The sequence below is a fragment of the Stenotrophomonas sp. YJH_SMC_25 genome, from assembly GCF_059369595.1.
In genome coordinates, this window is record NZ_JCAFSV010000004.1 from 308112 (window position 1) to 334790 (window position 26679).

Annotated in this window: 23 protein-coding genes and 1 pseudogene; 10 read left to right on the forward strand and 14 right to left on the reverse strand. The window is 67.8% G+C overall.

Going from position 1 to position 26679, the window contains the following annotated elements:
* Positions 1-245 precede the first annotated feature (245 nt).
* From AC5P7E_RS07960 to AC5P7E_RS08005, 10 genes are all read right to left on the reverse strand, one after another.
* Positions 246-692, reverse strand: coding sequence for an REP-associated tyrosine transposase (locus AC5P7E_RS07960; protein ID WP_495222834.1), 447 nt, complete (start codon positions 690-692; stop codon positions 246-248).
* A 133-nt stretch (positions 693-825) separates the two neighbouring features.
* Entirely contained in the window at positions 826-1584 is a 759-nt protein-coding gene (locus AC5P7E_RS07965; RefSeq protein WP_114618315.1) for a 2,3-dihydro-2,3-dihydroxybenzoate dehydrogenase, read from the reverse strand.
* On the reverse strand, positions 1575-5465 hold the full coding sequence (locus AC5P7E_RS07970) for an enterobactin synthase subunit F (protein WP_114618314.1): 3891 nt from the start codon (positions 5463-5465) through the stop codon (positions 1575-1577). Before AC5P7E_RS07970 ends, AC5P7E_RS07965 begins: the two co-directional genes overlap by 10 nt.
* Positions 5462-5719 carry a phosphopantetheine-binding protein gene (locus AC5P7E_RS07975; protein WP_111189327.1) on the reverse strand — a complete coding sequence of 86 codons (258 nt, stop codon included), beginning with the start codon at positions 5717-5719 and terminating at the stop codon, positions 5462-5464. Before AC5P7E_RS07975 ends, AC5P7E_RS07970 begins: the two co-directional genes overlap by 4 nt.
* Entirely contained in the window at positions 5719-6351 is a 633-nt protein-coding gene (locus AC5P7E_RS07980) for an isochorismatase family protein (RefSeq protein ID WP_099527625.1), read from the reverse strand. The genes AC5P7E_RS07975 and AC5P7E_RS07980 overlap by 1 nt, the downstream gene beginning before the upstream one ends.
* Entirely contained in the window at positions 6351-8003 is a 1653-nt protein-coding gene (locus tag AC5P7E_RS07985; RefSeq protein ID WP_114618313.1) for a (2,3-dihydroxybenzoyl)adenylate synthase, read from the reverse strand. Before AC5P7E_RS07985 ends, AC5P7E_RS07980 begins: the two co-directional genes overlap by 1 nt.
* The gene (locus AC5P7E_RS07990) at positions 8000-9193 is read right to left on the reverse strand and encodes an isochorismate synthase (protein ID WP_111117585.1); all 1194 of its coding nucleotides are present in this window, start codon (positions 9191-9193) and stop codon (positions 8000-8002) included. The genes AC5P7E_RS07985 and AC5P7E_RS07990 overlap by 4 nt, the downstream gene beginning before the upstream one ends.
* The gene (locus AC5P7E_RS07995) at positions 9190-10386 is read right to left on the reverse strand and encodes an MFS transporter (RefSeq protein ID WP_111117586.1); all 1197 of its coding nucleotides are present in this window, start codon (positions 10384-10386) and stop codon (positions 9190-9192) included. The genes AC5P7E_RS07990 and AC5P7E_RS07995 overlap by 4 nt, the downstream gene beginning before the upstream one ends.
* A gap of 153 nt (positions 10387-10539) precedes the next feature.
* Positions 10540-10851, reverse strand: coding sequence for a DUF3817 domain-containing protein (locus AC5P7E_RS08000; RefSeq protein WP_005413704.1), 312 nt, complete (start codon positions 10849-10851; stop codon positions 10540-10542).
* Positions 10852-10976: 125 nt separating this feature from the next.
* Entirely contained in the window at positions 10977-11912 is a 936-nt protein-coding gene (locus AC5P7E_RS08005) for a TIGR03571 family LLM class oxidoreductase (protein ID WP_062606206.1), read from the reverse strand.
* A 66-nt stretch (positions 11913-11978) separates the two neighbouring features.
* Between AC5P7E_RS08005 and AC5P7E_RS08010 the strand changes: the two genes are divergently transcribed.
* From AC5P7E_RS08010 to AC5P7E_RS08030, 5 genes are all read left to right on the forward strand, one after another.
* Positions 11979-12428, forward strand: coding sequence for a GNAT family N-acetyltransferase (locus tag AC5P7E_RS08010; protein ID WP_062606207.1), 450 nt, complete (start codon positions 11979-11981; stop codon positions 12426-12428).
* A 129-nt stretch (positions 12429-12557) separates the two neighbouring features.
* A complete protein-coding gene (locus AC5P7E_RS08015; protein WP_114618312.1) occupies positions 12558-14078 on the forward strand; it encodes a thioredoxin family protein in 1521 nt (506 codons plus the stop codon).
* Between the two features lie 247 nt (positions 14079-14325).
* Entirely contained in the window at positions 14326-14955 is a 630-nt protein-coding gene (locus tag AC5P7E_RS08020; protein ID WP_049470596.1) for a superoxide dismutase, read from the forward strand.
* Positions 14952-15527: a flavin reductase family protein gene (locus tag AC5P7E_RS08025; RefSeq protein WP_033833194.1), complete on the forward strand. Its 576-nt coding sequence runs from the start codon at positions 14952-14954 to the stop codon at positions 15525-15527. Before AC5P7E_RS08020 ends, AC5P7E_RS08025 begins: the two co-directional genes overlap by 4 nt.
* A complete protein-coding gene (locus AC5P7E_RS08030) occupies positions 15527-15862 on the forward strand; it encodes a tetratricopeptide repeat protein (RefSeq protein ID WP_005409958.1) in 336 nt (111 codons plus the stop codon). Before AC5P7E_RS08025 ends, AC5P7E_RS08030 begins: the two co-directional genes overlap by 1 nt.
* 5 nt (positions 15863-15867) lie before the next feature.
* On the opposite strand, the gene AC5P7E_RS08035 is transcribed toward AC5P7E_RS08030, so the two are convergent.
* Together AC5P7E_RS08035 and AC5P7E_RS08040 are read right to left on the reverse strand one after the other, a co-directional pair.
* Complete coding sequence (locus AC5P7E_RS08035) at positions 15868-17016, reverse strand: fatty acid desaturase family protein (RefSeq protein WP_024957648.1); 1149 nt, start codon at positions 17014-17016, stop codon at positions 15868-15870.
* A gap of 11 nt (positions 17017-17027) precedes the next feature.
* On the reverse strand, positions 17028-18098 hold the full coding sequence (locus AC5P7E_RS08040; RefSeq protein WP_197590817.1) for a ferredoxin reductase: 1071 nt from the start codon (positions 18096-18098) through the stop codon (positions 17028-17030).
* A 92-nt stretch (positions 18099-18190) separates the two neighbouring features.
* Between AC5P7E_RS08040 and fabR the strand changes: the two genes are divergently transcribed.
* The 4 genes from fabR to AC5P7E_RS08060 all read left to right on the forward strand — a co-directional run bounded on the left by fabR (position 18191) and on the right by AC5P7E_RS08060 (position 24558).
* On the forward strand, positions 18191-18847 hold the full coding sequence (fabR, locus tag AC5P7E_RS08045; RefSeq protein ID WP_005409961.1) for an HTH-type transcriptional repressor FabR: 657 nt from the start codon (positions 18191-18193) through the stop codon (positions 18845-18847).
* Between the two features lie 365 nt (positions 18848-19212).
* Entirely contained in the window at positions 19213-21600 is a 2388-nt protein-coding gene (locus AC5P7E_RS08050) for an autotransporter family protein (RefSeq protein ID WP_114618310.1), read from the forward strand.
* A gap of 260 nt (positions 21601-21860) precedes the next feature.
* Complete coding sequence (locus AC5P7E_RS08055; protein ID WP_099484262.1) at positions 21861-24020, forward strand: TonB-dependent receptor plug domain-containing protein; 2160 nt, start codon at positions 21861-21863, stop codon at positions 24018-24020.
* Positions 24010-24558 (forward strand): thioredoxin-like domain-containing protein, encoded by a 549-nt coding sequence (locus AC5P7E_RS08060; RefSeq protein ID WP_099484263.1) that lies wholly within the window; start codon positions 24010-24012, stop codon positions 24556-24558. Before AC5P7E_RS08055 ends, AC5P7E_RS08060 begins: the two co-directional genes overlap by 11 nt.
* Before the next feature lie 40 nt (positions 24559-24598).
* Here AC5P7E_RS08060 and mntR read toward each other — a convergent pair whose 3' ends face one another.
* Entirely contained in the window at positions 24599-25069 is a 471-nt protein-coding gene (gene mntR / locus AC5P7E_RS08065) for a manganese-binding transcriptional regulator MntR (protein WP_005409965.1), read from the reverse strand.
* Positions 25070-25186: 117 nt separating this feature from the next.
* On the opposite strand from mntR, the gene AC5P7E_RS08070 reads away from it, so the two are divergent.
* Complete coding sequence (locus tag AC5P7E_RS08070; RefSeq protein WP_099484264.1) at positions 25187-26518, forward strand: Nramp family divalent metal transporter; 1332 nt, start codon at positions 25187-25189, stop codon at positions 26516-26518.
* Positions 26519-26557: 39 nt separating this feature from the next.
* Here the strand turns inward: AC5P7E_RS08070 and AC5P7E_RS08075 are convergent.
* Positions 26558-26679, reverse strand: a pseudogene (locus tag AC5P7E_RS08075) (IS110 family transposase); the annotation flags it as partial.

Consider the following 26679-nt stretch of genomic DNA (forward strand, 5'->3'; position numbering starts at 1 on the left):
GGCCGGCAGCTATGCATCTCCGCGTGGGTCATGGGGTTGCCGGCCAGCGGCCGGCACTACCGTCGAGGGTGCTCTGTGCGCCGGAACGCAATCTGAGCTGCGCTGCGCTTCGCCTTTGCTGTGGTAGTGCCGGCCGCTGGCCTGCATCACAACCAGGCCGACCACGGCCGAGGCGCGCGCAAGCGGCGCTGAACAGCGAATGGCTGCGCTGAACATTCACTGGTAGTGCCGGCCGCTGGCCGGCATCACAACCAGACCGACCATGCATACGGATACTCGCCAATCTGCCCAGCAAGACCGGCGCGCACCGGATTCCCCAGGGTGTACAGCGCTTGCTGCGCCAGCGACTCCTCGGCCCTCACGGCATGATCAAAGTAGCCAGACTGCCAGACCGTACATCGACGCCCCACCAGGCGATTCAGCGCAAGCGCGCTCGACGATTTCATCCGGCGCGCGATGTCGGGAAGGTTAGCTGCGCGCAGCTCGAACATCCAGTGGACGTGATCCGGCATGACGACCCATGCGTGTGACTTTACGAGCCCGCGCTGTTCGATGTAGTGGAACTGGTCGATTACACATGCTGCTGCAGCTTCGCTTTCAAAGAGCCGGCGGCGCTGGTGTGTCGTGGTTGTCAGAACGTAGGACTGGCCGATGATCGAGTGACGGCCCAGGCGGAGGCGATGGCTGCTCATGCGCCATGGTGGGTCGATCATTGGGCGTTGGCTGTCGGGCCATGCCTCGATGGAGGTTGGGAGATGTCTGAAGTTGAATGAGGTTGCCGGCCAGCGGCCGGCACTACCATTGCCGGCAGGCGGCGGTCGGGGCTCAGGCGCGCAGGGTGGCGCCGCCGTCCACGTACAGGTCGCTCATCGCCACGTGCCCGGCCTGTTCCGAGAGCAGGAACATCACTGAGTGCGCAATGTCCTCGGGGGTGGCCAGCTTGCGCAGTGGAATGCCGGCCTTGTAGGTCTCCAGGCTGCCGGCGATTACCCGCTCGGCACCGCGCTCGTCCTGCCACATGCCGGTCTGCATCGGGGTCAACGTGGACCCCGGGGCGACGATGTTGCAGCGGATGCCCAGCGGCGCCAGCTCCAGCCCGAGGCAGCGGGTGAACATGGTGGCGGCGGCCTTGGACGCGGCATACGCCGCCATGCCATGCCGCGGCACACCGGCCGCATTCGAGCTGACGGTGACGATCGCGCCCTGGCCACGCGGTGACATCACCCGCGCCAGCGCACGCCCAACGTGGAACACGCCATCGGCGTTGACCGCGAACACCCGGCGCCAATCGGTATCGGTGGTCTCCGCAACAGCTCCCACATGCAGAACACCCGCCACGTTGGAGGCAAGGCCAATGGGCCCGATGCCGGCTTCCACACGATCCACCAGGGCGTCCACCGCTGCGCTGTCGGTCACGTCGAGTGCGAACGACCTGACCCGCGTATCGGCCACGTGTGGCGCCTCACGATCGGTCGCCACCACCGTGCAGCCGGCCTCGACCAACAGCCGTACCAGTGCCTCGCCGATGCCGCCGGAGGCACCGGTCACCAATGCCACGCGGCCTTCAAAACCGGTCAACTGCATGTTGCGATCTCCTGTTGCTCGTCCCATTGGCGCAGCCGCGCCGACAACCATGGCGCCAGCTGCGCCACCGCATCGCGGCCGGTAAGTTCGGCGTGTAGGAACGGCAGTTCCAGCGCCTGCACCTTGCGCGCGTGGGTCCGCCACAACGCCGACTGCAGCTGTGGCCGCGCCTGGTGATCCCGGCCCGCGCGGACGTGCACCAGCGTGCCGTCGAACGGTTGGTGGATGTGCTCGCGGATCAGTCGATTGGTGCCGGTCACTGCGCGCACCACGCCATCGAGCACCACATCCGGCAGGCTGCCGAGTGCACTGCCACCACGTCGCAGGAACGCCAGAATGCGTTCACGGCTGTCCAGCTCCGGATGCGCATCCGGATCGTGGCCGGCAATCGCCAGCAGTGCCCGCAATGCAGCGATGGCATCGGGTTCCGGCTCGGCCCGCCAGCACTCGCTGGGATAAGCGTCCAGCAGTACCAGCTCGCCGACCTCGCGGCCGATCTCATGCAGGCGCACCGCCATCGCCTGGGCCAGGATGCCGCCCACCGACCAGCCCAGCAGATGCACCGGCCCCTTCGGCTGCAGTGCGACCACGCGCTGTACGTAGTCGTTGGCCATCGCCTCGATGCTGCTCGGCAGCGGCTGCCGCGCGTCCAGTGCCGGCGACTGCAGGCCATACACCGGGCGTGCCGGCTGCAGTGCACGGGCCAGGGTGCGGTAGTTCCAGGCGATGCCACCGGCCGGATGCAGCACGAACAGCGGCGTGGGCCCGGCAGCGTCGGTCGCGGCCAGCGCGATCACTGGCCCCAGTGCGTGATCGGCCAGCGCCGGCGGCTCGGCAATACGAACCGCCAGCGCGGCCACGGTGGGCTGCGCGAACAAGGCACCCAGACCCAGATCACAGCGCCAGCGCTGCTCGATGGCCAGCAGCAGGTGCACCGCCGAAAGCGAGTCACCGCCGAGACTGAAGAAGTCCGCATCCACCGCCACCGGGGCCTCACGCCCAAGCGCCTGGGCGAACAGCAACGCCAACTCCTGTTCCAATGGCGTGCGCGGCGCCAAGCCGGCAACTTCAAGTTGCGGTGGCTTCGGCAACGCGTTGCGGTCGAGCTTGCCGTTGGCGGTCACCGGCCAGTGGTCCACGCCGACAAACGCCGAGGGCACCATATAGTCCGGCACGCGCGTGGCCAGGTGGCTGCGCAGCATCACGGCATCGGCAAGCGCGGTCGGCACATACGCCACCAGACGCGCTTCGCCGGGAGCATCCTGGCGCAGCAGCACTTCCACCCGCTCCATGCCAGGCAGCTCGCGCAGTGCCGCCTCGATCTCGCCCAGCTCGATGCGCAGGCCGCGCAGTTTCACCTGATGGTCGCTGCGGCCCAGATACTCCACCGCACCATCGCGGCGCCAGCGCGCCACGTCGCCGGTGCGGTAGATGCGCTCGGCCGCCAGGAAAGGATCGGCCAGGAAGCGTTCGGTAGTCAGGTCATCGCGACCCAGATAGCCACGTGCCAGTTGTACGCCACCCAGGTACAGGTCACCGGCCACACCGACCGGCACCGGCTGCATCCGGGCGTCCAGCACGTACAGGCGGGTGTTCCAGACCGGGAACCCGATCGGCACCGGCCGCGAGCGATCCTGCGCCGACGCCGGCCAGTAGCTGACATCCACCGCAGCTTCGGTCGGGCCATACAGGTTGTGCAGCTCTGCGTGCACGCGCGTGTGGAAACGATCGCGCAGCGATGCGTCCAGCGCTTCGCCACTGGTGAACACGCGGCGCAGCTGCAGGCCCTCGGAGGCTGGTGAGGCGAGGAAGGCATCGAGCATCGACGGCACGAAATGCGCCGTGGTGATGCCATGCCCACGGATCAAGCGCGCCAGTTCGGTAGGATCACGATGCGCGTCCGGCCCGGCGACCACCAGCGTGGCTCCACACAGCAGCGGCAGGAAGAACTCCCAGACCGAGACATCGAAGGTTGCCGGGGTCTTCTGCAGCACGCGGTCATCGGCGCGGATGCCGTAGTGCTCGCGCATCCACAGCAGGCGGTTGACGATGGCACGATGTTCGACGACCACGCCCTTCGGCTCGCCGGTCGAACCGGAGGTATAGATCACATAAGCCGCATCGCTGGGCGCAGGATCGGCCCATGGCGCGGCGAAACTCAGCGCAGTCCACTGCTCCGGCGCAAGCACCGGCACACCGGCCATGCGCGCCGATACGTCCGCCGCAGCCAGGACGCAGACAGGCTGTGCCGAGGCGAGAATGCGCGCCAGCCGCTCATCGGGATGGGCAAGGTCCAGCGGAAGATAGGCCGCGCCTGCGCGCAGCACTGCGACCAGCGCGATCACCAGCTCCAGCGAGCGCGGCAATGCCACCGCCACCACGCGGCCCGGGCCGACATCCATCGCCCGCAGCTGTGCCGCCAGCGCGAAACTGCGCGCTTCCAGCGTTGCGTAGTCCAGCGTAGTGTCGCCGAACACCAGTGCCGGCGCGTGCGGATCCCGATCCATGCCCTGCTGCAACAGCTCGACCAGGGTCGTCTCCGGCAGCGCGTGCGCGGTGGCATTGAAGCCCTGCAGCACCTGCTGCGCCTCCTCGGGCGTCGCCAGAGGTACGGCTGCGATATCGTCAGCCTGCAGTGCCGCGGACACGAAATGCAGCAGCCGCGCCGCGTGCGCCTCGACATCCTCGCGACTGTACAGCGCAGGATTGGCCTCGATCTCCAGATCCAGCAGACGCTGGCCATCGCCACGGAAGCCCAGCGTCAGGTCATCCACCGGCCCGGTGCACAGCACCTCCAGCGTCGCCTGCACGCCAGTCAGCGCCAGCGGCTTGTAGAACGGCTGCACATTCACCAGCGGACCGTGCAGGCGCTGTTGCGCGCCGACCAGGCCCAGGTCCCGGCGCAGCTGCTCGCCGCGGTAGCGGCCATGCTTGCGGCCCTGGCTGAGCTGCCGCCCCAGGCCGCGGGTAAAGGCCTCGACGCTGCCCTCACCGGCCGCCACGCGCAGCGGCAACACATTCATCACCATCGCCGGTACCCGCGCCGACGCGTTGCCGAGCCGCCCCATGTAGGGCAGGCCCAGCACCACTTCATCGGCCGTGCTCATCCGCCGCAGGTACTCGGCCGACAACGCGGCCAGCACGTCCGGCCAGGGCTGCAACCAACGTACCGACGCCTGCAACAACTGCTCACGGAAGGCCGTATCGAGCGGCTGCACCCAGCGCAGCGCGTCCTCACTGGCTGGGAGCGTACCGGCCAGACCGACGCCCGCCGGTGCGCCCTGCATGTGCTCGCGCCAACATTGCCCGGCCTGCGTGCGGCGCGGGTCGGCACGATAGGCGGCATCATCGGCCAGCACGCCCGCCAGTCCGGGCAGTGGCTCACCCATGCGGCCGGCATACAACGCGCACACGCGATCAGTGAACAGCGCCATGCCGTAGCCATCGGCGGCCAGATGATGCACCCGCAGGTACCAGACCCAGCGCTGCCCGCCCAGCTCAAGCAGCACCTGCTGGCTGATCCGGTCGCGGGTGGGGTCGACCGGGCTCATCCGGTCGGCGTGCATCAGGCTGCGTGCCGCAGCAGCAGCGTCCGCCTCGGCGGAAACATCACGCACCGAAAGCAGCGGCACGTGTGCCGGGTCATGCCACTGCAGCGGCTGGCCATCGGCCCCTTCGGCAAAGCGCAGTGCAAAGGCCTCGGCCTCGCCCGCAGCCTGGTCTGCCGCTGCGACGAACGCGGTCACGTCCAGCGGGCCGTCGATCCACACCGCGTGCGCGGTATTGAATGACGGGTTGTCCGCTGCCAGCCGCTGTGCGAACCACAGTCCAGCCTGGGCCTCGGTCAATGCCACCGGCGTGGCCAGCGCGACGGCGTTCATGCGTTCTGCGCGGCCTGCAGCGTCTGCACCACGTTCCACCACTGGCGCAGCGTGGTGTATTCGGCCAACTGCGAGAACTCCAGCGGCAGGCCGGTGTTGCCCCAGGCCAGGACCAGGCCGAGCATGCGCATCGAATCCAGATCCAGGTCGATCAGGTTGTCGTCGTCACCGATCTCGGCCGGCGTGCACTCCAGCACGCGCGCCACATCGGCACGCATCCGCTCCAGATCCAGCACCTCACCGGTGGCTGCCATCACAGCACCTCCAGCAGCTGGTCGGTGGTCATCGGCACACCACAGGTGCGCGCAATCCAGTGCAGCGCCTGATCGTGGTCGGCGCGCGAGAAGTCCGCCACCGCATCGGCGGCGATGAAGGCCTCGATATCACGCTGGAAGGCTTCGACCACGGTCGCGGTGCAGCCGATATGGGCGTACACGCCGGTCACCAGCAGCTGGTCCCGCCCACGTACCCGCATCAGCGTCTCCAGGTTGCTGCGCTGGAACGCGCTGTAGCGGTGCTTCACCAGCACGTGCTCGCCCGGCTGGGGTGCCAGCGCCTCGATGATCGGTTCGTGATCGGCGCTGCGGCGCATGCCCGGCCCCCACAGGTCGGCCTGCAGGCCACGGTCACGGCGATCCTGGTCGCCATGCTGGGCGGTGTAGAACACCGGAATGCCGTGCGCGCGGCAATGCGCCAACAAGCGTGCGATGTTGTCCACGGCCGGCCGCAGCGGCGCGTTGCCAGCGTCGAATGCGGCCAGGAAGTAACGTTGCATGTCGTGCACCAGCAGCGCAATGCGATCGCGCTGGGGGCGCCACGGGCCACGCGCCTGCGGGAGTTCAGCGGCGGTCGGCAAGGGGTAATCGGTGATACGGGGCAGCGCCATCAGCGCGTTCCTCCTGTCTGTTGCAGATGACGCGCACGCAGCTGCGCGCGCAGTTCGCGGCGGCTGATCTTGCCAACCGCGGTGGTATCGAAGCTGTCGACGAACACGATCTGGTCCGGCACCTTGAACGCCGCCAGGCCGCGCCCGCGCATCCAGGATTTCAGAGCCGGCGCCTTGAACGGTTCGCCCTGCGGAATCACGAAGGCGCAGCTGCGCTCACCCAGATACTCATCGGGAATGGAGACCACGGCGGCGTCGAACACGCCGGGGTGGGCCAGCAGATGATCTTCAATCTCTTCGGCGGAGATCTTCTCGCCGGCTCGGTTGATGTGGTCACCCGCACGTCCCTGCACCACCAGGTAGCCTCCGGGCAGCTGCTGCACACGGTCGCCGGTGCGATAGAAGCCGTCGTCGGTGAACGAGCGTGCATTGGCCACCGCGTCGTTGTGGTAGCCGCGGATGGTGTACGGGCCACGGGTGAGCAGATGCCCCACCTCGCCTTCGGCTACCGGCTGGTCATGGTCATCGACCACGCGCACTTCGTCATCCGGGCTGATCGGCCGGCCCTGGCAGGCCACGATCAGTTCCTCAGGATCATCCAGCCGCGTGTAGTTGACCAGGCCTTCGGCCATGCCGAACACCTGTTGCAGCGTGCAGCCAAGGCCGTCGATCACCCGTCGTGCGGCTTCCGGCACCAGTTTGGCGCCGCCCACCTGCAGTACCTGCAGGCTGGACAGGTCATGCCTGCTGGTGGCGGCCGCCTGCGCCCACAGCAGCGCCAGCGGCGGCACCAGCCCACAGCAGGTCACCTGCTCGCGGGCGATCAGCGGGAAAGCCGCATCCGGACCGGGGCCGGGACTGAGCACCACGCGGGCACCGGCATACAGCGCGCCGAAGAAACCGGGCGAGCTCATCGGGAAATTGTGTGCGGCCGGCAGCGCGACCAGATAGACGCTGTCGCGGTCGATGCCGCAGAGGTCATTGCTGGCGCGGAACGAGTAGATGTAGTCGTCGTGGGTACGCGGAATCAGCTTGGACAGCCCGGTGCTGCCTCCGGATATCTGCAGGAACGCCACCGACTGCGGGTCCGGATCGGACGGCAGCTGGCTGCGATCGCCCTGCAGTGCCTCCAGCGCGATGAACTCCGCCGCATCGCCGTCGATCACCACATGGCGAACCGCCGGCACTTCGGCCTGCAGCGCCCTTGCCAACCCGCGATGATCGAAGCCATCGTGCAGTGTGGTGGTGATGTAGGCACTGGCTTCCGCCTTGTTGGCGAAGTGGACCAGCTCGGTGATGCGGTGCGCCGGCAACGCATACACCGGCACCAGGCCGGCGCGGAACAGGCCGCAGACGGTGGTGATGAACCCGGCGGTATTGCCCAGCTGCACCAGCACCCGTTCGCCAGGCTGCAGGCCGAGCGCCAGCAGGCCCGCACCGATGCGGCCTGCCTCATGCCACAGCTGCGCATAGCTCAGGCGTACGTCGCCGGCGACCACCGCGATGTCATCGGCATAGCGTTCTGCACGCTCGCGCAGGAAACCCGGGAAGGTCTCGCCACGCCAGTGACCGGCGTCGCGATAGCGCGCCACCAGCGTGTCGGGCCACACCTGCTGCAGCGGCAGGCGGGAAGAGTCAGTGGAGGTACTCATGCGGCAGGCTCGATGGCGGGCGCGGATTCATGGACACCCAGCGCGTTCAACAGGGCAGCGAACTTCGCTGCGGTTTCGGCCACCTCGGCCTCGGGGTGTGACTCGGCGACGATGCCGGCACCGGCATACAGGCGCAGCTGCGTGCCCTGCAGGCGCGCGCAGCGGATCGCCACGTACCAGTCGCCGTCACCCTGCGCGTCCAACCAGCCCACGGCACCGGCGTAGAAGCCGCGCGGCACCGGTTCCAGCTCGCGGATGCGCTGCAGCGCCGCCAACCGTGGCGTACCGCAGACTGCCGGCGTGGGGTGCAGCTGCGCCAGCAGTTCGGCGGCAGACGCCTGCGGATCCTTCAGGGTGGCGTGGATGCGGGTGCCCAGGTGCCACATACTGGCGGTGGCATGCAGCACCGGGCGCGGCTGCGCATCGATGTGGCTGCAGTACGGTGCCAAGCCCTCGACGATGGCTTCGACCACGTGGCGGTGCTCGTCGTGGTCCTTGGCCGAGGCCAGCAGCGCCTGCGCCGCACGCTCGTCCTCGGCGGCATCGGCGCTGCGCCGCGCGGAACCGGCCAGCGGATGCGACAACAGCTCGGCGCCGCGCTTGCGCAGCAGCAGTTCCGGCGTCGCCCCCACCAGCCAGGCCGGTGCCTGGCCCAGCTCCACCGGCAACGGCACCGCGTAGGTCGCCACCGACGGATCTGCGCCCAGGCGTGCCAGCAGCACGTCCGGAGACAGCGCCTGGCGGGTGCGTGCCAGCAGGCTGCGCGCCAGCACCACCTTCTGCAGGTTCAGTTCGGGCGCGCGCAGTACCTGCACCGCCGCGGCAACCGCTGACGCATAGTCCTGCGGCGCAGGCTCGGCCTTCAGGGAACCGTCCAGCGGCGGTGCGGCCTGCGGCTGCAGTGCCAGCGCCGGCAGCAGGCGCTCGGGCTGGAATAGCGCATCGTCCGCACGCGGTTCGAACGGCACTGCGCCAACCAGCAGGCCCGGGCCGCCACGCTGCCGGGCAAAGAACGCCGAGACGCGTTCTGCCAACGTCGCCAGTGCACCGGCCGGCAGCGTGGCGCGGCAGCCGCGTGCATGCACGTGCTGGCCGGCATGCTGCAGCAGGAACAGCGACGCGTCGTCGGTGCTGTCCAGTGACGCTGACGCAGCCTCCGGCCACGCGCCCTGCATCAGGGAATCGTTCATGGGGTCTCCTTCGTCCGATGCGCTGCAGCCAGCGCGCACAGCAACAGCAGCAGCGCACCGACCAGCAGGTAAGGCAGGCTCGGCCCGCCGCGATACAACAGCGTGCCGAGCATCGGCCCGGCCACCATGCCCAGCCCCTGCGCGGCAGCGACGGTGCCGGCGGCGGCGCCCTGCTCGTGCGCCTCCACCGCATCGGCGGCCAGCGCCTGGAACGAGGGGAATACGAAGCCCATGCCAAACGCAGCCAGCGCGTACGCCGCCGGCAACTGCCAGCCCTGCTGCACGCCCGCCACCGAAGCAAAGCCAATGCCGGAAATCAGGGCGCCAAGGGCGATCCAACGGCGTGGATGCACCTCCAGCTTCATCACCAGCGCCTGCGCCAGGATCAGGCCGACACCAACGGCGGTAAGTGCGATGCCGGCCATGCGTGCACCGGCCGCCGCATCCAGGCCCAGGCGATCAATCGCGAAGAAGCCGACCGTGACCTGCGCGATGGTCACCGAGACCATCGCGATGAACGCTGCCAGCTGCGGCAGGCGCAGGCGCGCGTCGAGACGGCTCATCGGCGTGCGGCGCTGTGCGGACGCGCCCACCACCGGTGGTGTAGCCGGCAGCCGCCAGGCCAGCAATGCCAGTGCCAGCAACGGCAGCAACGCGGCCACGTACAGCGCCAGCGAAAGATTGGTATAGGCCAGCCAGCCGGCAGCGGCCGGACCCAGTACCATGCCCAGCGCGTTGGCACTGCCCAGCCGGGCTAGGAAACTGGCGCGCTGCCCGGTCGGTGCCTTGTCGGCAATCAGCGCAGCGGCCGTGGGCGGCACGGCCGCGTAGAACAGCCCGATCAAGCCGCGCGCGCCCACCAGCACCAGCACCGACACCAGTACCGGCGGCACCGCCTGCAGGGCGACGTCGATGAACACCGCCAGTGCGATGTAGACCGCCGTATAGGCACTCATCGCCAGGATCAGCACGCGCTTGCGCCCAATGCGGTCGCTGAGCTGGCCCCAGGGGCGCGCGGCCAGCATCCACAACACGCCTGCGGCGGTGACCGACAGGCCGGCATGCCACTCGGACAAGCCGAGCATGCGGACCACCGGGCCGATCACGGCGACGAAGGACATCATCGCCATGGTGCCGATCAGGGCAGCCAACACCAGCGCCGGCAAGCCGGGAACGACGGGACGTGCGTGCATGGAACACCAGCCGTAACAGGAAAGGATGGCCGGGCACGCCTGCGCACCCCGCCCGGCACCGGCCCTGCTCAGGACCGGACGCCGCCCTTAAATGATAACGGCTCGTATTTGCATTTGATACCCATTCTCTTGAATGGGCGCGCAACAGTGGGTTCAGCGCATTGCATGCAGGCCGAGCAAGCCACGGCGCTTGAACCACCACTCCAGCGGCAGCGTCACCAGCGGCGGGATGGCTGCCAGCAGCGCCAGCGCACTGGCCCACCACGGCCAGCGCAGGCGCACCGCCGCGAACAGGGTGACTGCCACATAGACCAGGAAGGCCACGCCGTGCAGCGGCCCGAACAGCTTCACCAGCGCCACGTTGGCCATCGGGCCGTACTTCATCCACATGCCGATGAGCAGGCCGGCCCAGGTCACGGCCTCGATGAAAGCGACCGCGGCGAACAGACGTCCGGTCGGGTGCATGGGGGAACGTTGGGTCACGCGGGGCTCCAGCATCGGGGTATCAAATGCGAATGATACGCAGATGCGAACCCCATGTAGAGTCGAGCCGTGCTCGACTGCTGGAGCGTGCCCACCGAGGTGGACAGCTACCGGAGCGTGTGTGGCAGAACGTGCTCCCCGATCTCACGCAGCATCGCGTCCATCGGCCGCCCGTTGTCGACCAGGTTGAACATCACGTGCGCCACGCCCTGCGCACGCACGCGCAGCAGGTAGTCACGCAGGCCATCGCGGCCGACCTTCAGGCCCAGCGGCAGCGGCTCGGCTGGCGCCTGCGGATCGGCCTGCAGGTCCAGCAGCATCGACTGCACGAACGGCTTGGCTGGCCCACCACGCTGCACCAGCGCCTGCTGCCACAGGCCGATGCGCCCTTCCTGCGCGGCCTCCTCGCGGTGATAGGTGGCCCAGCCTTCGGCCTCGCGCGCGATCCACTGCAGGCTCTGCCGCGCGGTACCCACCACCAGCATCGGGATGCGGGTTGCCGGCGCCGGCAGCACGTCGAAGCCACCCGTCGCCTGCAGTACGGCGGTCCGCTCATCGGCCTCCGGTGACAGCGCCGCGCGCAGCAACGTCCAGCGCGCACGGAAGGTCGCCGCCCTGCCCTCCAGATCCTCGCCGAATGCGGCGAACTCTTCGGGGCGGTCCCCCGAACCCAGGCCCAGCACGAACCGTCCGCCGCTGATCCGGTCCAGGCTCAAGGCCGACTTCGCCACCTGCAGCGGCTGCCGCAATGGCAGCACGATGGCCGCGCTGCCGACCACGATGCGTCCGGTCGCGGCAGCCAGCATGCCCAGCCACAGGAACGGGTCATCCAGCGCGCTTGCTGTCGCGTCCGGACCCTGCGGCACCATCAGTGGTACATCACGCGTCCACAATGCGGCAAAGCCCAGATCATCGGCCAGTCGCGCAATGCGCCGCGCCTCATTCGGATCGGCCAGTCCATGCGCGGCGACAGGCGTCATCAGGCCCAGGCTCAGGCCCTGTTGCGGAAACAAGGCAGCGTAAGCAGGATTGAACTCACTCATGCCGCCAGCTTAGCGTGCAGGCCTGCGGCAACGATGACGCGCCGCCCACTACCGGAAGAACACTGCATGCCGACGATCCGCCCTGCCCACGTCGATGACCTGCCTGCGATCAGCGCGGTGTGCCTGGCCGCGTTCACTGCGGCGGTCGCGCCTTCGCTCAGCGCGGCCGGCATCGCCACCTTCGGCAGTGTCGCCGCTGCCGAAGCATTCGGCGCGCGCCTGCACGGTGACAGCCACATCCTGGTGGCCGAGCAGGACGGCCGTGTCGTCGGCGTGATCGAACTGAAGGAGGGCCGGCACCTTGCGATGCTGTTCGTCGATCCCGCCTGCCAGGGCCAGGGCATCGGCTATGCCTTGTTCGAGGCGGTGGTTCCACAGGTGCGCGAGCCGGTCATGACCGTGCGCGCCTCGCTCAATGCAGTACCGACCTACCTGCGCTATGGCTTTGCGCTGGACGGTGACGTCGGCGAGTTCAATGGGTTGGTGTATCAGCAGATGGTGCGGGCAGCGGCCTGAAGGCATCCGCCCGGCGTTGCCCGGCAATGCCCGGTGGGCGTCATGCCCTGCAGCACGCCCGTCATAAGCAAACTGAATCAGCGGGCTCCCCGGCGGTTCCTACAATGGCCTGTCACCCTGCCCTTCGAGATGCTGCCGATGCGCGTCGCGCTTTCCGTGTTGCTGCTGGCTTCGGCGCTGAGCGCCTGCACCCCGGCCCCGGTTTCCACCGCCAACTCCGCCGAGGCACCCGCGCCGGCGTCCGCCATTGCCTGGCGCCAGGGCGATGTGGACGATGCCTTCGCCGAAGCCGCCGACAGCGGCAAGCCGGTGCTGCTGTACTGGGGCGCGGTCTGGTGCCCTCCGTGCAACCAGCTCAAGGCGGGCCTGTTCAAGGACCCGGCCTTCATCGCGCTGACCAGCAAATTCGTTCCCGTCTATCTGGATGGCGACGAGGAAGGTGCGCAGGCCTGGGGCGAGCGCTTCGGCGTACGCGGCTATCCGACCCTGATCGTGCTGGACCCACAGCGCAACGAAATCACCCGCGTGGCCGGCGGCAATGACGCCGCCGAACTGACCCGGGCACTGACCGTTGCCGCAGGCCGCCGCAGTGCTGTTGCCGCCACCCTGGCCACCGCGTTGGCAACGCCGGACCGACTGGCCACCGAAGACTGGCAGGTACTGGGCGACTACGGCTGGGAAGTGGACGCAAACCGCCTGGCCGGCGAGCGCAGGAGCCAGGACGTACTGCGCCAGTTGTCCAAGGCCGCACCGGATGCCGCCCTGCAGCGCCGCTTCGCTCTGCTTGCCTTGGCAACGGCCGAAAAACCCGCTGCCTCGCCCACCGAAGTACGCGAGCTGCTGCAGGCAGTGCTGGCGCAACCGGCAGAAGTACGCCGCAACCGTGAGTTGCTGGGCTATGCAGGCGTGCAGCTGGTCAAGCAGGCCAGCGCTGGGCCAGCCACCAGCAACACGCTGGGACAGCAGCTGCTGGTCGCACTGGAGCGCGCGGACGCCGAGCGCGGTGATCGCGCGGACGACGCGTTGTCGCGTGCGCTGACCGAAGTATCGCTGGCCCGCCAGCAGCAGCCGAAGGGCGCACTGCCCGCGGCCCTGGTTGAGCGGGTCAAGCAGCGCGTGGCCGCTGCCGATGCCGCCGCCACCGATGCGCATGCGCGCCAGGCCACAATCAGCAGCGCGGTCTATGCCCTGCGTGAGGTCGGCGACGACGCGGGTGCCGAGGCGCTGTTGCTGGCCGAGCTGAAGCGCAGCGAACAGCCCTACTACTACATGCCCGAGCTGGCCGAACTGGCCGAGCAGCGCGGCGACACCGCCGGTGCGCTGGAGTGGCTGAAGCGTGCCTACGACGGTGCCCAGGGCCCGGCCACCCGCGTGCAATGGGGCGTGCTGTACGTGGAGGGCCTGCTGAAGCTGGCGCCGGACGATGCACCACGCATCGAGCAGGCCACCACCTCGCTGATCGCCGAACTGGAAGCGCAGCCGTCGGGCTACCACCAGCGCACCCGCCAGCGCTTCGAGCGGCTGGCCGGGCAGTTGAAGACGTGGAGTGGCAAGCACCAGGGTGCGGAGACACTGGCGCGGCTGCAGCAGCGGATGCAGCAGGTATGCGGTGACCAGGTGGATGGTGCGTGCAAGGACTGGTTGAGTTGAGTTGATGAAAACGCTGGCAGCGGGCACGTCAGCGCGCCGGTGAGGTTCGAAAAGCGGGTTCTGGTAGTGCCGGCCGCTGGCCGGCAACCCGACCTTCGCTGATTGCCGGCCAGCGCCCGGCACTACCATGCCGCTCCTGCTCCCTTTCACGCATTTCAATCCTTCCCCTTGACCTCAACCAATGTTGAGGTGCGATAACGATCTCCCCACGGCCAGCCCTCTGGCCTTCCCCACGGAGATTGCTTCGATGTCGTACTCGCTTCCCCCGCTCCCCTACGCCTACGACGCCCTCGAGCCGCATTTCGATGCGCGCACGATGGAGATCCACCACAGCAAGCACCACCAGACCTACGTCAACAATCTCAACGCCGCCATCGAGCAGTCCGGCATCGCCGAGCAGCCGGTCGAGGCGCTGATCGCCAACCTGGATGCCGTGCCCGAGGCCCAGCGTGGCGCGGTCCGCAACAACGGCGGTGGCCACGCCAACCACAGCCTGTTCTGGACCGTACTCAGCACCCACGGTGGTGCACCCGATGGTGAGCTGGCCGCCGCCATCGACCGCGATCTTGGCGGCTTCGATGCCTTCAAGGACGCCTTCACCAAGGCGGCGCAGACCCGCTTCGGCAGCGGCTGGGCCTGGCTGACCAGCGATCGCGATGGCCGCCTGCAGGTGGAAAGCAGCGCCAACCAGGACAGCCCGTTGATGGGTGCAGCCGTGGGCCTGTCGGGCAACACCCCGATCCTCGCACTGGATGTCTGGGAACACGCCTACTACCTGCACTACCAGAACCGTCGCCCGGACTACATCGGTGCGTTCTTCAACATCATCAACTGGGCCGAGGTCGGCCGGCGCTACCGCCAGGCCAGGGCCTCATGAGCGGCGAGACACTGCCGTACGCCGGGCCGTGGGCGGGGGTGTTCCCCGCCCCGGCCCCGGTGCCGTCGGTCGAGATGCCGCCGCGCGCACTGCGGCGGCTGCTCGGCCACTTTCCTACCGGCGTGGCCATCGTCTGCGCACGCGATGCGCAGGGCAAGCCCATCGGCCTGACCATCAATTCGTTCGTGCCGGTGTCATTGCAGCCGCCGCTGGTGCTGTGGAACCTGGCATTGCACGCGCAGAGCCTGTCCACCTTCCAGCGCGCCACCCGCTTTGCGATCAGCGTGCTGGCGGCCGACCAGGAAGCGCTGGCCCGGCGCTTTGCCGATCCGCAGGTACGCAACCGCTTCGACGGCCTGGCATTGCTGGATGACGATGAGGACGCCCCACCGCGCATCGCCGGTGCGGTCGCCCATCTCACCTGTACCCGCCACGCACAGTGGCCGGTGGGTGATCACCTGCTGCTGGCCGGCCGCATCATCGAAGTGCACGAGAACGGCGGCGCGCCGCTGCTGTTCCATCGCGGCCGCTTCCAGCCCGGCCCAGCCGAGCTGCTGGTGGAGGTGCGCTGATGAACATTGAAGCTCTGGAATGCATGCTTGCCGCCGGCAAGGACGGCGCGCTGCTGCGCTTCGGCCTGGGCAAGGGCTGGCTGGATGCCGGCAACCCGGTGCGCGCGGCCACCCATCTGGGCCGTTGCGTGGTGCTTGATCCGCAGTACTCGGCGGCCTGGAAGCTCCTGGGCAAGGCCTGGCTGGCCAGTGGCCAGCCGCAGGCGGCGCGCGAAGCATGGCAACGCGGCCTGAGCGTGGCCGGCAGCAAGGGCGACCAGCAGGCACGCAAGGAAATGCAGGTGTTCCTGCGACGCCTGGACCGCGAGCAGGCGGACCTGGCGAAAGCGGGCTGAGTCGATCAGCCCGCGTTGGCCGATGCCGGTGCGGACATGATGTCCGACATCGGCAGGCGGCGCGGCTTGCTCGGGAACGCGTGACGCAGGATGCGCCAGACCACCTGGCCGAACTGGCGCGGCAGCGAGCCGTTGTTGTAGTGCTGGCCGTAGCGGCGGCAGATGTCCTTCACTTCCTTGGCGATGGCCGCATAGCGGTTGGCCGGCAGGTCCGGGTAGAAGTGGTGCTCGATCTGGTGGCTGAGGTTGCCCGACAGCACGTTGATCAGGAAGCCGCCGCTGATGTTGGACGAACCCCGCAGCTGGCGCAGGTACCAGTGGCCGCGCGATTCATTGCGCAGGCATTCCTTCGGGAAGGTTTCCGATTCGGCTGTGAAGTGGCCGCAGAAGATGATCACGTAGGTCCAGATGTTGCGCAGGCCGTTGGCGACCAGGTTGCCCAGCATCACGGTGAGGAAGAACGGGCCGGCCAACAGCGGGAAGAACACGTAGTCCTTCAGCACCTGGCGGGCCATTTTCCGCGCCACCGGGCGGGTCTGCATCCACATCGCACGGCCGCTGATGCGGCCCTTCAGCCAACGGCCCAGGCGCAGGTCCTGCGCGGCCACGCCCCACTGGAACAGCAGCGCGAAGATCGGTGCGATGATCGGCTGCAGCAGGTAGAACGGCTTCCAGCGCTGTTCCGGGAAGATGCGTAGCAGGCCGTAGCCGATGTCATCGTCCATGCCACGCACGTTGGTGTAGGTGTGGTGGCGGAAATTGTGGGTCTTGCGCCAGTTGTCGGCGGTGGCAACGATGTCCCACTCATAGGTGTTGCCGTTGAGCTTGGGGTCGCCGGTCCAGTCGAACTGGCCGTGCATGACGTTGTGGCCCAGCTCCATGTTCTCCAGGATCTTTGACAGCGCCAGCAGCAGCGTGCCGGTGATCGCAGCCGGCCACAGCAGCGGCATCCAGAACAGTGGCGAGAACGCCGCCAGGAACAGCAGGCCACGGCCGCCCACGCCGAACCAGCGCACGGCGGCGGCAACGCGGCGGATATAGCGGGTGTCGGAGGCGCCGAGGCTGCCGATCACACGGTCGCGGATCGCGTCGAGTTCCTCACCGAAGGCATGCATCTCGGCAGTACTCAGGGCACGGTCGGTAGCGCGGGTCATGGCAGGCGTCCTCAGAGATCCAAAGTCAGGTCGGTGGTCGGTGCGCTCACGCAGATCCGCACCGGCTGTGCCGATTCGGACTGCAGGTCGCCAGTGCGCAGATGGCGGGTGGCGCCACTGACGCGATCACAGGTGCAGGTATTGCAGATGCCCATGCGGCAACCATGCTTGGGCTTGATGCCATGGGCTTCCAGGCTTTCCAGCAGCGAGCGGCCACGCGGCACGCTCAGCTGGCGGCCACTGCGCGCGAGCGTCAGCGACACCTCGCCTTCGCTGCTGGCATCGCGCAGCGGCGCCGGCGGGGTGAAGGCTTCGGCCTGGAAGCCAGCCACCTGGTGCGCCAGGCGCTCACGCGCGGCAGCAACGAAGCCGTCCGGGCCGCAGGCCAGCACATGGCGCTGCGCCAGCGGCGTGTCATCGCCGGCCACCTGCAGATCATGGGTATCGATTCGCGCGGCCGGCGCCTCACCCTCGCGGGTGGTCAGCAGGTGCACGCGCAGGTTCGGATGGGCCGCGGCCAGCGCCTGCAGTTCATCACGGAACTGCAGATGGGCGGCGGTGCGCTCCCAGTAGAACAGGTCCACCGGCGCTGCCGGCGGGCGCTGGCAGGCGTCGCGCAACAGGCTGCGCATCGGCGTGATGCCACTGCCAGCCGCCAGCAGCAGCACCGGCGCCGCGGCCGGCATATGGAACTCGCCGAAGGCGGCATCGAGGCGGAACAGTTCGCCCGGCTGCGCGTGGTTGACCAGATGCTGGCTGACCCGGCCGCCGTCGATCGCCTTGACGGTGATCGCCAGCTCGCGCCGACCCAGCGCGGTGGGGCTGTAGCTGCGCTGCCACAGGCGTCCTTCAATCTCGACGCCGAGGGTGACGTGCTGGCCGGCACGCATGCCGGCCCAGTGCCGGTTGGTGCGCAGGATCAGGGTCGCCGCGCCCTCGCCGGCCGGCTCACGCCGGACCAGGCTGGCCACCGGCTCACGCAGGGTCCACAGGGGATTGAGCTGGCCCGCCCAGAAATCGAACAGCGACGGCGAGACCCAGCGGTACGGAGAGAACAGGGACGGACGGACGACAGCGCTCATGAGCGAACTATACGGGCGCACATACACCTGTGTATACATGTGTATATTGAACCGGATTGGGTATGATTCAGCCTCGCCCCACCGGAACCCCCATGGCCGCCGCCACCGCCTTGTCGACGCCCGAAGATGCCAACAGCCCGGCCCGCCGTACGGTGAGCCGCGAGGATCTGCTGGCCGCCGCCCTGAAACTGATCGGGCCGCACCGCAGCCTGTCGACGCTCAGCCTGCGCGAAGTGGCACGTGAGGCCGGCATCGCGCCGAACAGCTTCTACCGTCAGTTCCGCGACATGGATGAACTGGCCGTGGCGCTGATCGACGCCGCCGGCCGCTCGCTGCGCACCATCATCGGCGAGGCCCGCCAGCGCGCCACCTCCACCGCCACCAGCGTGGTGCGCGTTTCCGTGGAGACCTTCATGGAGCAGCTGCGCGCCGACGACAAGCTGCTGCACGTGCTGCTGCGCGAAGGCGCGGTCGGCTCGGACGACTTCAAGCACGCGGTCGAACGCGAACTGCACTACTTCGAGGAAGAGCTGCAGCACGACCTGGTGCGTCTGGCCGCACTGGATGGCGCCGTACTGCATGCCCCGGAACTGGTGGCCAAGGCCATCACCCGGCTGGTGTTCGCGATGGGCGCCACCGCCATGGACCTGCCGCCGGAGAAGGATCCGGAGCTGGTCGAACAGATCTCCACGATGATCCGCATGATCATCGTCGGCGCCCGCACCCCCGCCGCGTTCCGCCGCGGCTGATCAATCTCTCCCTGGGCCGGATCCCTTTCCGCAGGAAAGGGCCCTGCCCCGCACACCCCGACTCCAGCCTCCCACACGGCACCGCCGTGCCGGTGAACTGCGGGCGCCATCACAGATCTGTGTCGCAAATGCGCAGGTTGGACATCCTGCACGCGCCATTCACTGCGCTCTCACGCACGCTGAATTATTCAGACCGCGCGCTCCATTCAGTTTGGTGAGTTATTGAACGACGTTTGAATCCGGCAAGTGCCGCTGCAGTCGTTTCAGATTAATTGCATGGCCCAGGCAAGACCCGATCCGCACAGTGCCGCCTCCGGCCCTGCGGATGCAGGTCCCACCCCAATGAGCTTCAAGGAGAAACACCCATGCGCATGATGCAGTTCACGCCGATGCTTGCTTCCACTCCCCCGGTGCGCTCACGACTTGGCCTGGCCGCAGTCGCCTCCTTGCTCTTCAGTGCCGCAGGCGTAACCGGCGCAGCAACCGTCAACCCCGGGCAGACAGTAACTGTCACGCCTGGCAGCACGCTGGAAGGTGAGGCCTTCTCCGTCAATGGTGGAGCGCTGATCGTCCAGAACGCCAGAACTTCCACGATCACCGGTCGCTACGCGGGCAGCGCCCCTGCTTCCATCGCGCTGCAGGACGCCACGGTCACCGGCGGAGGCATAAACAGCCTGGTCAACAGCAACGCCGTCATCCAGGACTCGAATATTGACGGCCGTATCACGCTGTCCACGACTGTGGGCGCTTCTGCGCTTCCACGCTCTCACGTGTCGTTGATTCGAAGCACCGTTGCCGGATCCGGAGGCATCTCTTTCGCCGCATCGGCGGGTGGTCGCCTCGATAGCGAAGCCACCCTGTTCAACAATCGAATTCTCGTCACCGGCGCCACGGTCAATCTCAACGCCGGGACGTCCGTCAAAGGGGATACCAACGGCATCTCCGTCAATTACAACGGTGATACAAGATTTGCGGAGAACTTCAGCGAGTGGGGACTGACAATCGATGGATCCTCGGTCGCCGGAACCGCAGGGAGTGCGATCCTCGTCACCCGCGGTAGCGGTGACGAGACCGTACGCATCACCGCTCAGAACGGCGCCACGCTCACGGGCGGCAACGGCGTAATGATCGAAGCGCGCGACAACGCCCTGCTCGACTTCACCGCCCGCACCTCCACACTCAAGGGCGATATCACCATTGCCGATACCGCCACCGCAAAGGTCAGGCTGCTTGACGGCCTCGACCTCACCGGCCGCATCCTCGGCCCGGCCGACGTCATCGTCGACCAGGGCGGCCGCTGGACACTGTCCGGCGACAGCAACACCGGCAACCTCACCCTGGGTGCAGGCAGCAACATCTTCCTCGGTGCAGCGGGCACTGCGGCCTATCCGCAGCTGACCGTCAACGGCAACTACAGCGGCAATGGCGGCACCCTGCACTTCAACACCGTGCTGGCCGGCGACGACGCAGCAAGCTCGCGCGTGCATGTCACCGGCGATACCAGCGGCACCACCCAGGTCACCGTCAACAACATTGCCGGTGCTGGCGCACAGACCGTCAACGGTATTCCGCTGGTGCAGGTGGACGGTGCCAGCAATGGCCACCTCGCGCTGCAGGGCCGCGCCATCGGTGGCATGTACGAGTATTTCCTGCGCAAGGGCACTCCGGGCGCGACCAACGGCAACTGGTACCTGACCTCGGCCTACACCGGCAATCCGTGCGATATCAATCCGTCGCTGCCGGAGTGCCAGGGCACTGGTCCGGTGGATCCGGTCGATCCTGTGGACCCGGTCGATCCGGTGGACCCGGTCAATCCCGTCGATCCGGTCCCCGTGCTGCGTCCGGAGCCGGGCGCGTACCTGGCCAATCAGGCCGCGGCCGTGCAGATGTTCCAGCTGCGCCGCCATGACCGCGGCGAGCCCGGTTTCGACCGCGCCCGCATCGGCACCTGGGTGCGCGCCGGGCGTGACCAGCTGCAGGCCAACGTGGCCGGCCAGGTCGATGCCCGTACCCACATCAACACCCTGCAGCTGGGCAGCGATGTCTGGCGCTGGGGCGATGGCCGTGGCCAGGTCGGCGTGATGCTCGGCACCGGCGACGCGACCACACAGGCGGTGTCGACGCTGAGCGGTTATGGCACCCGCGGCAAGGTCAAGGGCAAGTCGGCCGGTGTCTACCTGGGCTGGGTGCAGGATGCACAGAGCAGTGCCGGCCTGTATGTGGACGGCTGGCTGCAGGCGGCGCGCTTCGACAACGAAGTGCAGGGCGAAGGCATCGCCCGTGAAACCTACGACTCCAGGACCCGCAGTGCATCGCTGGAAGCCGGTTATGCCTGGGCCATCCGCAGCAGTGAGGCCAGCACGCTGTACCTGCAGCCGCAGGCGCAGCTGACCTGGACCGACTACGACGGCGACAGTCTGGTTGAAAACAATGGCACCACGGTCGAAGACGGTCGCGGCGGCGGCCTCAACAGCCGCCTCGGCGTACGCCTGTTTGGCCAGGGCACGCTGCAGGGCAACCGCGTGCAGCCGTTCCTGGCGGCGAACTGGCTGCGCGGGCAGCGCGATGAGGCCATGCGCTTCAACAGTGAGTCGTTGAGCGCGAAGACGCCGGAGAACCGCTACGAAGTGCAGGCCGGTGCCCAGCTGCAGCTGGGCCAGCTTTGGAGCGCATGGGGTGACCTGCGTGTGCAGCGCGGCGACAGCGGCTACCGCAACCATGGTGCTCAGGTGGGTCTGCGCGCCGCCTGGTAAGGCCAACGCCGCCCCGGGCCCAGGCCCGGGGCGGCGTTCCTCAACTCCCCTCGCACCCTGCCGGGCATGACATCCGGCAGGGTTCTGGCGCTTACTTGTAATGTTATAACATCGTCGTCCGCGATGTTCTGATCCCGCTTTCGGCTTCGTGATTGCACGGACTTATTTATATAGCCGTTGCTATATCTATAACCCTCTGCTTTCATATGCGTCAGCCAGGTCGCCCTCGCCGCCTTTCCTCTCCCAAGGACGACGCCTTCATGCCCGTTGCCACACCCCTCTTCCATCGGCTGCCCCTGGCCGCCGCCATCGCCCTGACCCTGCCGCTGCCCGCACTGGCCGCCACACCGAAGCCGACCGAGCTGGACCGCGTGCAGGTGAAGGTCAGCACCGCCACCCGCAGCGAACGCCTGCTGTCCGATGTCCCGATCCGCACCGAAGTGCTGCGCAAGGAAGACATCGCGTTGCGCGCGGCCACCGACTTCTCCCGTGCCGCCGAGCTGATCAACGGCCTGCGCGTGGAAAGCAACTGCCAGAACTGCAACACCAGCGAAGTACAGCTGCTGGGCCTGCCCGGTGCCTACAACCAGCTGCTGTTCGATGGCATCCCGCTGCTGTCCACGCTGGGCAGCGTGTACGGCCTGGAACAGATCCCGGCCGGGTTCGTCGACCGCATCGAAGTGGTCAAGGGCGGTGGCTCGGCGCTGTACGGCCCGGGTGCGGTTGCCGGTGTGATCAACCTGATTCCGCCGCTGCCGGCGCGCAGCGGTGGCCATGTGCAGGCCGGCGTGGATGTCCTGAAAGGCACGCCGCAGAAGAACGCCGACGTGCGGCTGGACCTGGTGGCCAAGGAAGCAGACGCCGGCCTGTCGGTGATTGCCCAGCGCAACTGGAACAGCGGCATCGACTACAACGGTGACGGCTACACCGAAATCACCCGCAAGAACCTCAAGGTCGGCGGGCTGCAGGCCTGGTACGCACCGACGCCGGGAACGCGGCTGCGCCTGGACCTGCAGGTGACCGATGAAACCCGGCGTGGCGGCAACCGCCTGGACCAGCCGGAATACCTGGCCAACATCGCCGAATCGCTGGATACGAAATACCGCCGCGGCAGCGTGTCGTGGGACCAGGAAGTCAATGCCGACGTCGATTTCCGCCTGGCCTACGCCTTCGCCGACATTGACCGCGACAGCTTCTATGGCGGTCTGGGCGACGTCGTTACCGATCCGTCCGCGCCGGGCTATGACCCGTCGCAGCTGGACCCGAACGTGGCCGGCAGCGCGGCCTCGCGTTCGTGGCGCCAGTACGGCCGCACCCACAACCCGCTGCACTACATCGACAGCCAGTTGAACTGGCGGCTGGGCGCGCACGCGCTGGCCTTCGGCGTGCAGTACAAGCATGAGGCGCTGCGCGACGACAACCGCACCGGGGATGGCCAGCGCCTTGCGGTGCTGGAAGACGCCACCTTCCACAACCTGGGCGCCTTCATCCAGGACGAATGGAGTCTGCGCGACAACGTCGACGTGGTGCTGGGTGCACGCGTGGACAAGAGCTCGGAGCTGGACAGCGCGGTGTTCTCGCCGCGCATCGCGCTGGCCTGGCAGGCCACGCCGAACCTGAAGTGGCGTGCCGGCATCGCCACCGGCTTCCGTGCACCGGAAATCTTCGTCGAGGACGTGCATGTCGACACGCTGGGTGGCGAACAGGTGCGCGTGCGCAACACCGACGGCCTGAAGGAGGAGCGCGCGTTGACCACCCTGTTCGGCTTCGACTGGCGCTCGGACCCGGCCAATCCGGTATGGAGCTGGGATGCCACCGCCTCCTATGCACGCATCCGCGACACCTTCGCGCTGGGCGAGATCCAGCGTGGCGATGACGGACAGCTGAGCCAGCTGCGCTACAACGCTTCCGGCTCCAACGTGCTGGGCGCGGAAACCAACCTGGGCTGGCAGCCGTCGCCGCAGTGGCGCCTGACCGCGGGTGCCTCGTGGTACCGCTCACGCTTCCGCGAACCACAGCGCATCTTCGACGACACCGGCGATGGAGGCGACACCGTGATCGAAAGCCGCGACTACCTGAAGACCCCGCGCTGGACCGGCCTGGCCCAGCTCAGCTGGATGCCCGCCGAGCCGTGGGAAACCTTCGTCGCGCTGCGCCACACCGGCCCGATGTCGGTGCTGAACAACCGGCTGGGCGAGCTGCACCGTACGCGCTCGTTCCTGGTCACCGATCTCGGGGCGCGCTGGCACCGGCATCTGGGCGCGCAGGCGCAGCAGGAAGTGTCGGTAGCCGCTGGCGTCAAGAACGTGTTCGATCAGCGCCAGAAGGATCTGGAAGTGGGCGCGCTGCGTGACAGCGACTATGTCTACGGGCCGCGCTTCGCGCGCTCGTGGTACGTCAACCTGCGCTATGCGTTCTGAAGCACTGCGAGCGCTGCTGCTGGCCTGTGCCGTGCTGCTGGCCGCTCCGGCGATGGCTGCGGACCTGCACGCGCAGGTTTCGGCCTCGTTGATGCGGCCGGAACAGCGCTCGCTGCGGCCGATGCAATGGACGCCGCCGCCGAAGCTGGTGGCGCTGTACTTTGGTGCCGACTGGTGTGCACCGTGCCATGCCTTTGTACCCACCTTGCGCAGCGTGCGCGACGCGTTGCGCGAGGCCGGCGCCGATACCGAAGTGGTGTACGTCAGCCTGGATGAGAGCGAGGCCGCGCTGCGCCGCTACATGCACGCGCAGGACATGCCGTGGCCGGTGCTGGACCCGCGCCGCACCGCGCGCATGCCGGCACTGCAGGCGTTGGCTGGGCTGGCACCGCCGAATCTGGTACTGATCGATGCCGACGGCACGGTGCTGGCCAATGGCTGGCAAGGGCGACGCTACGACGGCCTGCAGCCAGTGCTGAAGGAATGGACGAAACGGGCGTGCGCGCAGGAACAGGCACGCTGCCCGCCTGGATTGTAGGGTCGCGCGAAATGCCGCCGGGCATGGCCCGGCGCTACCGTTACAGCGCCCCGCCCTCGGCCTTGCGCACGAACGCTTCAAACAACGCCAGCGTCTGCTCGCTCACATGGTGCTCGATGCCCTCGGCATCGCGCCGCGCGGTATCCGCGTCCACGCCCAGCGCCAGCAGGAAACGCTCCACGGTCTGGTGGCGCTGGCGGCTGGCGTGGGCCAGCGCCTCGCCTTCCGGGGTCAGGAACACGCCACGGTACGGCCGCTGTACCACCCAGCCATCACGGGCCAGGCGCCGCAGCATCTTCGCCACGGTGGGCTGGGCCACGCCCAGGCGGGTGGCGATGTCGACCTGGCGGGCCTCGCCGCCGTCGGCCAGCAGGTCCGAAATCAGCTCGACATAGTCCTCCACTAGCTCCATCCGGTGCGCCTCGCGCACTTGCCGGAAGCTCTCGACCTGGCGCTCGGCCTCGATCAAGGGGGTGCTTTTCAGCGATGTCGAATCGTCGGTCTTGCCCACGCCTGCGCCTGTCCTTCCGGGGTGATCCGGTGTTGAACCTGAATTCTGGACCAGTAACGCGATAAAGACGATTGTTTCACATTGCTAATGACTATAGCAGGTGCTATATTCGGACCCATGAACACCCTGGCACCCCGCGACCCTTCGGCCTCCACTGCGGCCAGCCTGGGTGCGCTCAACGCCTCGGTGGCGGTGCCCGACAAGGGTCACTGGTGGTTCCGCTTGCTGGCCTTCCTCGGCCCGGGCTACATGATCTCGGTCGGCTACATGGACCCGGGCAACTGGGCCACCGACCTCGCCGGCGGTTCGCGCTTCGGCTACCTGTTGTTGTCGGTCATCCTCATTTCCAACCTGATGGCGGTGATCCTGCAGGCGCTGTCTGCGCGGCTCGGTATCGCCACCGGCATGGACCTGGCCCAGGCCTGCCGCGCGCGTTACCCGAAGCCGGTGAACCTGGCGCTGTGGGCGCTGTGCGAGGCGGCGATCATCGCCTGCGACCTGGCCGAAGTGATCGGCACCGCGATCGCATTGAAGCTGCTGTTCGACCTGCCGCTGCTGTGGGGCGCGGTGATCACCGCCCTGGACACGCTGCTGGTACTGCTGCTGATGAACCGCGGCTTCCGTGCGCTGGAGGCCTTCGTGATCGCGCTGCTGATGGTGATCTTCGCCTGCTTCGTGGTGCAGATCGCGATGGCTGCGCCGCCGGTGATGGCAGTGCTGGGCGGCTTCATTCCGCGCGCGCAGGTGGTGACCGATCCGCACGCGCTGTACATCGCGATCGGCATCATTGGTGCCACGGTGATGCCGCACAACCTGTACCTGCATTCGTCCATCGTGCAGACCCGTGCCTACCCGCGCACCGATGAGGGCCGTCGCAGCGCGCTGCGCTGGGCGGTGACCGACAGCACCCTTGCGCTGACCCTGGCACTGTTCATCAACGCCAGCATCCTGATCCTGGCGGCGGCGGTGTTCCATGCCAATGGCCGTTTCGACGTGGAAGACATCGAGCAGGCCCACCAGCTGCTGGCGCCAATGCTGGGCGTGGGCGCGGCGGCGACGTTGTTCGCGGTGGCCCTGCTGGCCTCGGGCCTGAATTCGACAGTGACCGCCACGCTGGCCGGCCAGATCGTAATGGAAGGTTTCCTGCACCTGCGCCTGCCGCCGTGGCTGCGGCGGCTGATCACGCGCGCACTGGCAATCATTCCGGTGGTGGTGGTGATCATGCTGTTCGGCGACCAGGGCGCGGTAAAGCTGCTGGTGCTGAGCCAGGTGGTGCTGTCGATGCAGCTGCCGTTCGCGATCATCCCACTGGTGCGGATCGTGACCGACAAGGTGACGATGGGCGCGTTGGTAGCCCCGCGCTGGCTGGGCGCGATCGCCTGGGTGATCGCGCTGGTGATCGTGGGGTTGAACGTGAAGCTGCTGGTCGACACCTTCAGCGGCGGGTAATGCCAGATCCAGGGGTTGGACCCAGTAGCAACTGTCTTGTCAGGGGCAGCCGAGGGCCACCTCGGCGTCTCGCTTACGGGCGTTGAGGATCACCAGCATTTTGCGCATGACCGCCACGAGCGCCACCTTGCTCGCTTTGCCCTTGGCCTTCAGGCCAGCGT

Bases quoted from the DNA above. Each gene is read 5' to 3' on its own strand.
- AC5P7E_RS07960 (WP_495222834.1), bottom strand. From the start codon at position 692: ATGAGCAGCCATCGCCTCCGCCTGGGCCGTCACTCGATCATCGGCCAG.
- AC5P7E_RS07965 (WP_114618315.1), bottom strand. From the start codon at position 1,584: ATGCAGTTGACCGGTTTTGAAGGCCGCGTGGCATTGGTGACCGGTGCC.
- AC5P7E_RS07970 (WP_114618314.1), bottom strand. From the start codon at position 5,465: ATGAACGCCGTCGCGCTGGCCACGCCGGTGGCATTGACCGAGGCCCAG.
- AC5P7E_RS07975 (WP_111189327.1), bottom strand. From the start codon at position 5,719: ATGGCAGCCACCGGTGAGGTGCTGGATCTGGAGCGGATGCGTGCCGAT.
- AC5P7E_RS07980 (WP_099527625.1), bottom strand. From the start codon at position 6,351: ATGGCGCTGCCCCGTATCACCGATTACCCCTTGCCGACCGCCGCTGAA.
- AC5P7E_RS07985 (WP_114618313.1), bottom strand. From the start codon at position 8,003: ATGAGTACCTCCACTGACTCTTCCCGCCTGCCGCTGCAGCAGGTGTGG.
- AC5P7E_RS07990 (WP_111117585.1), bottom strand. From the start codon at position 9,193: ATGAACGATTCCCTGATGCAGGGCGCGTGGCCGGAGGCTGCGTCAGCG.
- AC5P7E_RS07995 (WP_111117586.1), bottom strand. From the start codon at position 10,386: ATGCACGCACGTCCCGTCGTTCCCGGCTTGCCGGCGCTGGTGTTGGCT.
- AC5P7E_RS08000 (WP_005413704.1), bottom strand. From the start codon at position 10,851: ATGCACCCGACCGGACGTCTGTTCGCCGCGGTCGCTTTCATCGAGGCC.
- AC5P7E_RS08005 (WP_062606206.1), bottom strand. From the start codon at position 11,912: ATGAGTGAGTTCAATCCTGCTTACGCTGCCTTGTTTCCGCAACAGGGC.
- AC5P7E_RS08010 (WP_062606207.1), top strand. From the start codon at position 11,979: ATGCCGACGATCCGCCCTGCCCACGTCGATGACCTGCCTGCGATCAGC.
- AC5P7E_RS08015 (WP_114618312.1), top strand. From the start codon at position 12,558: ATGCTGCCGATGCGCGTCGCGCTTTCCGTGTTGCTGCTGGCTTCGGCG.
- AC5P7E_RS08020 (WP_049470596.1), top strand. From the start codon at position 14,326: ATGTCGTACTCGCTTCCCCCGCTCCCCTACGCCTACGACGCCCTCGAG.
- AC5P7E_RS08025 (WP_033833194.1), top strand. From the start codon at position 14,952: ATGAGCGGCGAGACACTGCCGTACGCCGGGCCGTGGGCGGGGGTGTTC.
- AC5P7E_RS08030 (WP_005409958.1), top strand. From the start codon at position 15,527: ATGAACATTGAAGCTCTGGAATGCATGCTTGCCGCCGGCAAGGACGGC.
- AC5P7E_RS08035 (WP_024957648.1), bottom strand. From the start codon at position 17,016: ATGACCCGCGCTACCGACCGTGCCCTGAGTACTGCCGAGATGCATGCC.
- AC5P7E_RS08040 (WP_197590817.1), bottom strand. From the start codon at position 18,098: ATGAGCGCTGTCGTCCGTCCGTCCCTGTTCTCTCCGTACCGCTGGGTC.
- fabR (WP_005409961.1), top strand. From the start codon at position 18,191: ATGGCCGCCGCCACCGCCTTGTCGACGCCCGAAGATGCCAACAGCCCG.
- AC5P7E_RS08050 (WP_114618310.1), top strand. From the start codon at position 19,213: ATGCGCATGATGCAGTTCACGCCGATGCTTGCTTCCACTCCCCCGGTG.
- AC5P7E_RS08055 (WP_099484262.1), top strand. From the start codon at position 21,861: ATGCCCGTTGCCACACCCCTCTTCCATCGGCTGCCCCTGGCCGCCGCC.
- AC5P7E_RS08060 (WP_099484263.1), top strand. From the start codon at position 24,010: ATGCGTTCTGAAGCACTGCGAGCGCTGCTGCTGGCCTGTGCCGTGCTG.
- AC5P7E_RS08070 (WP_099484264.1), top strand. From the start codon at position 25,187: ATGAACACCCTGGCACCCCGCGACCCTTCGGCCTCCACTGCGGCCAGC.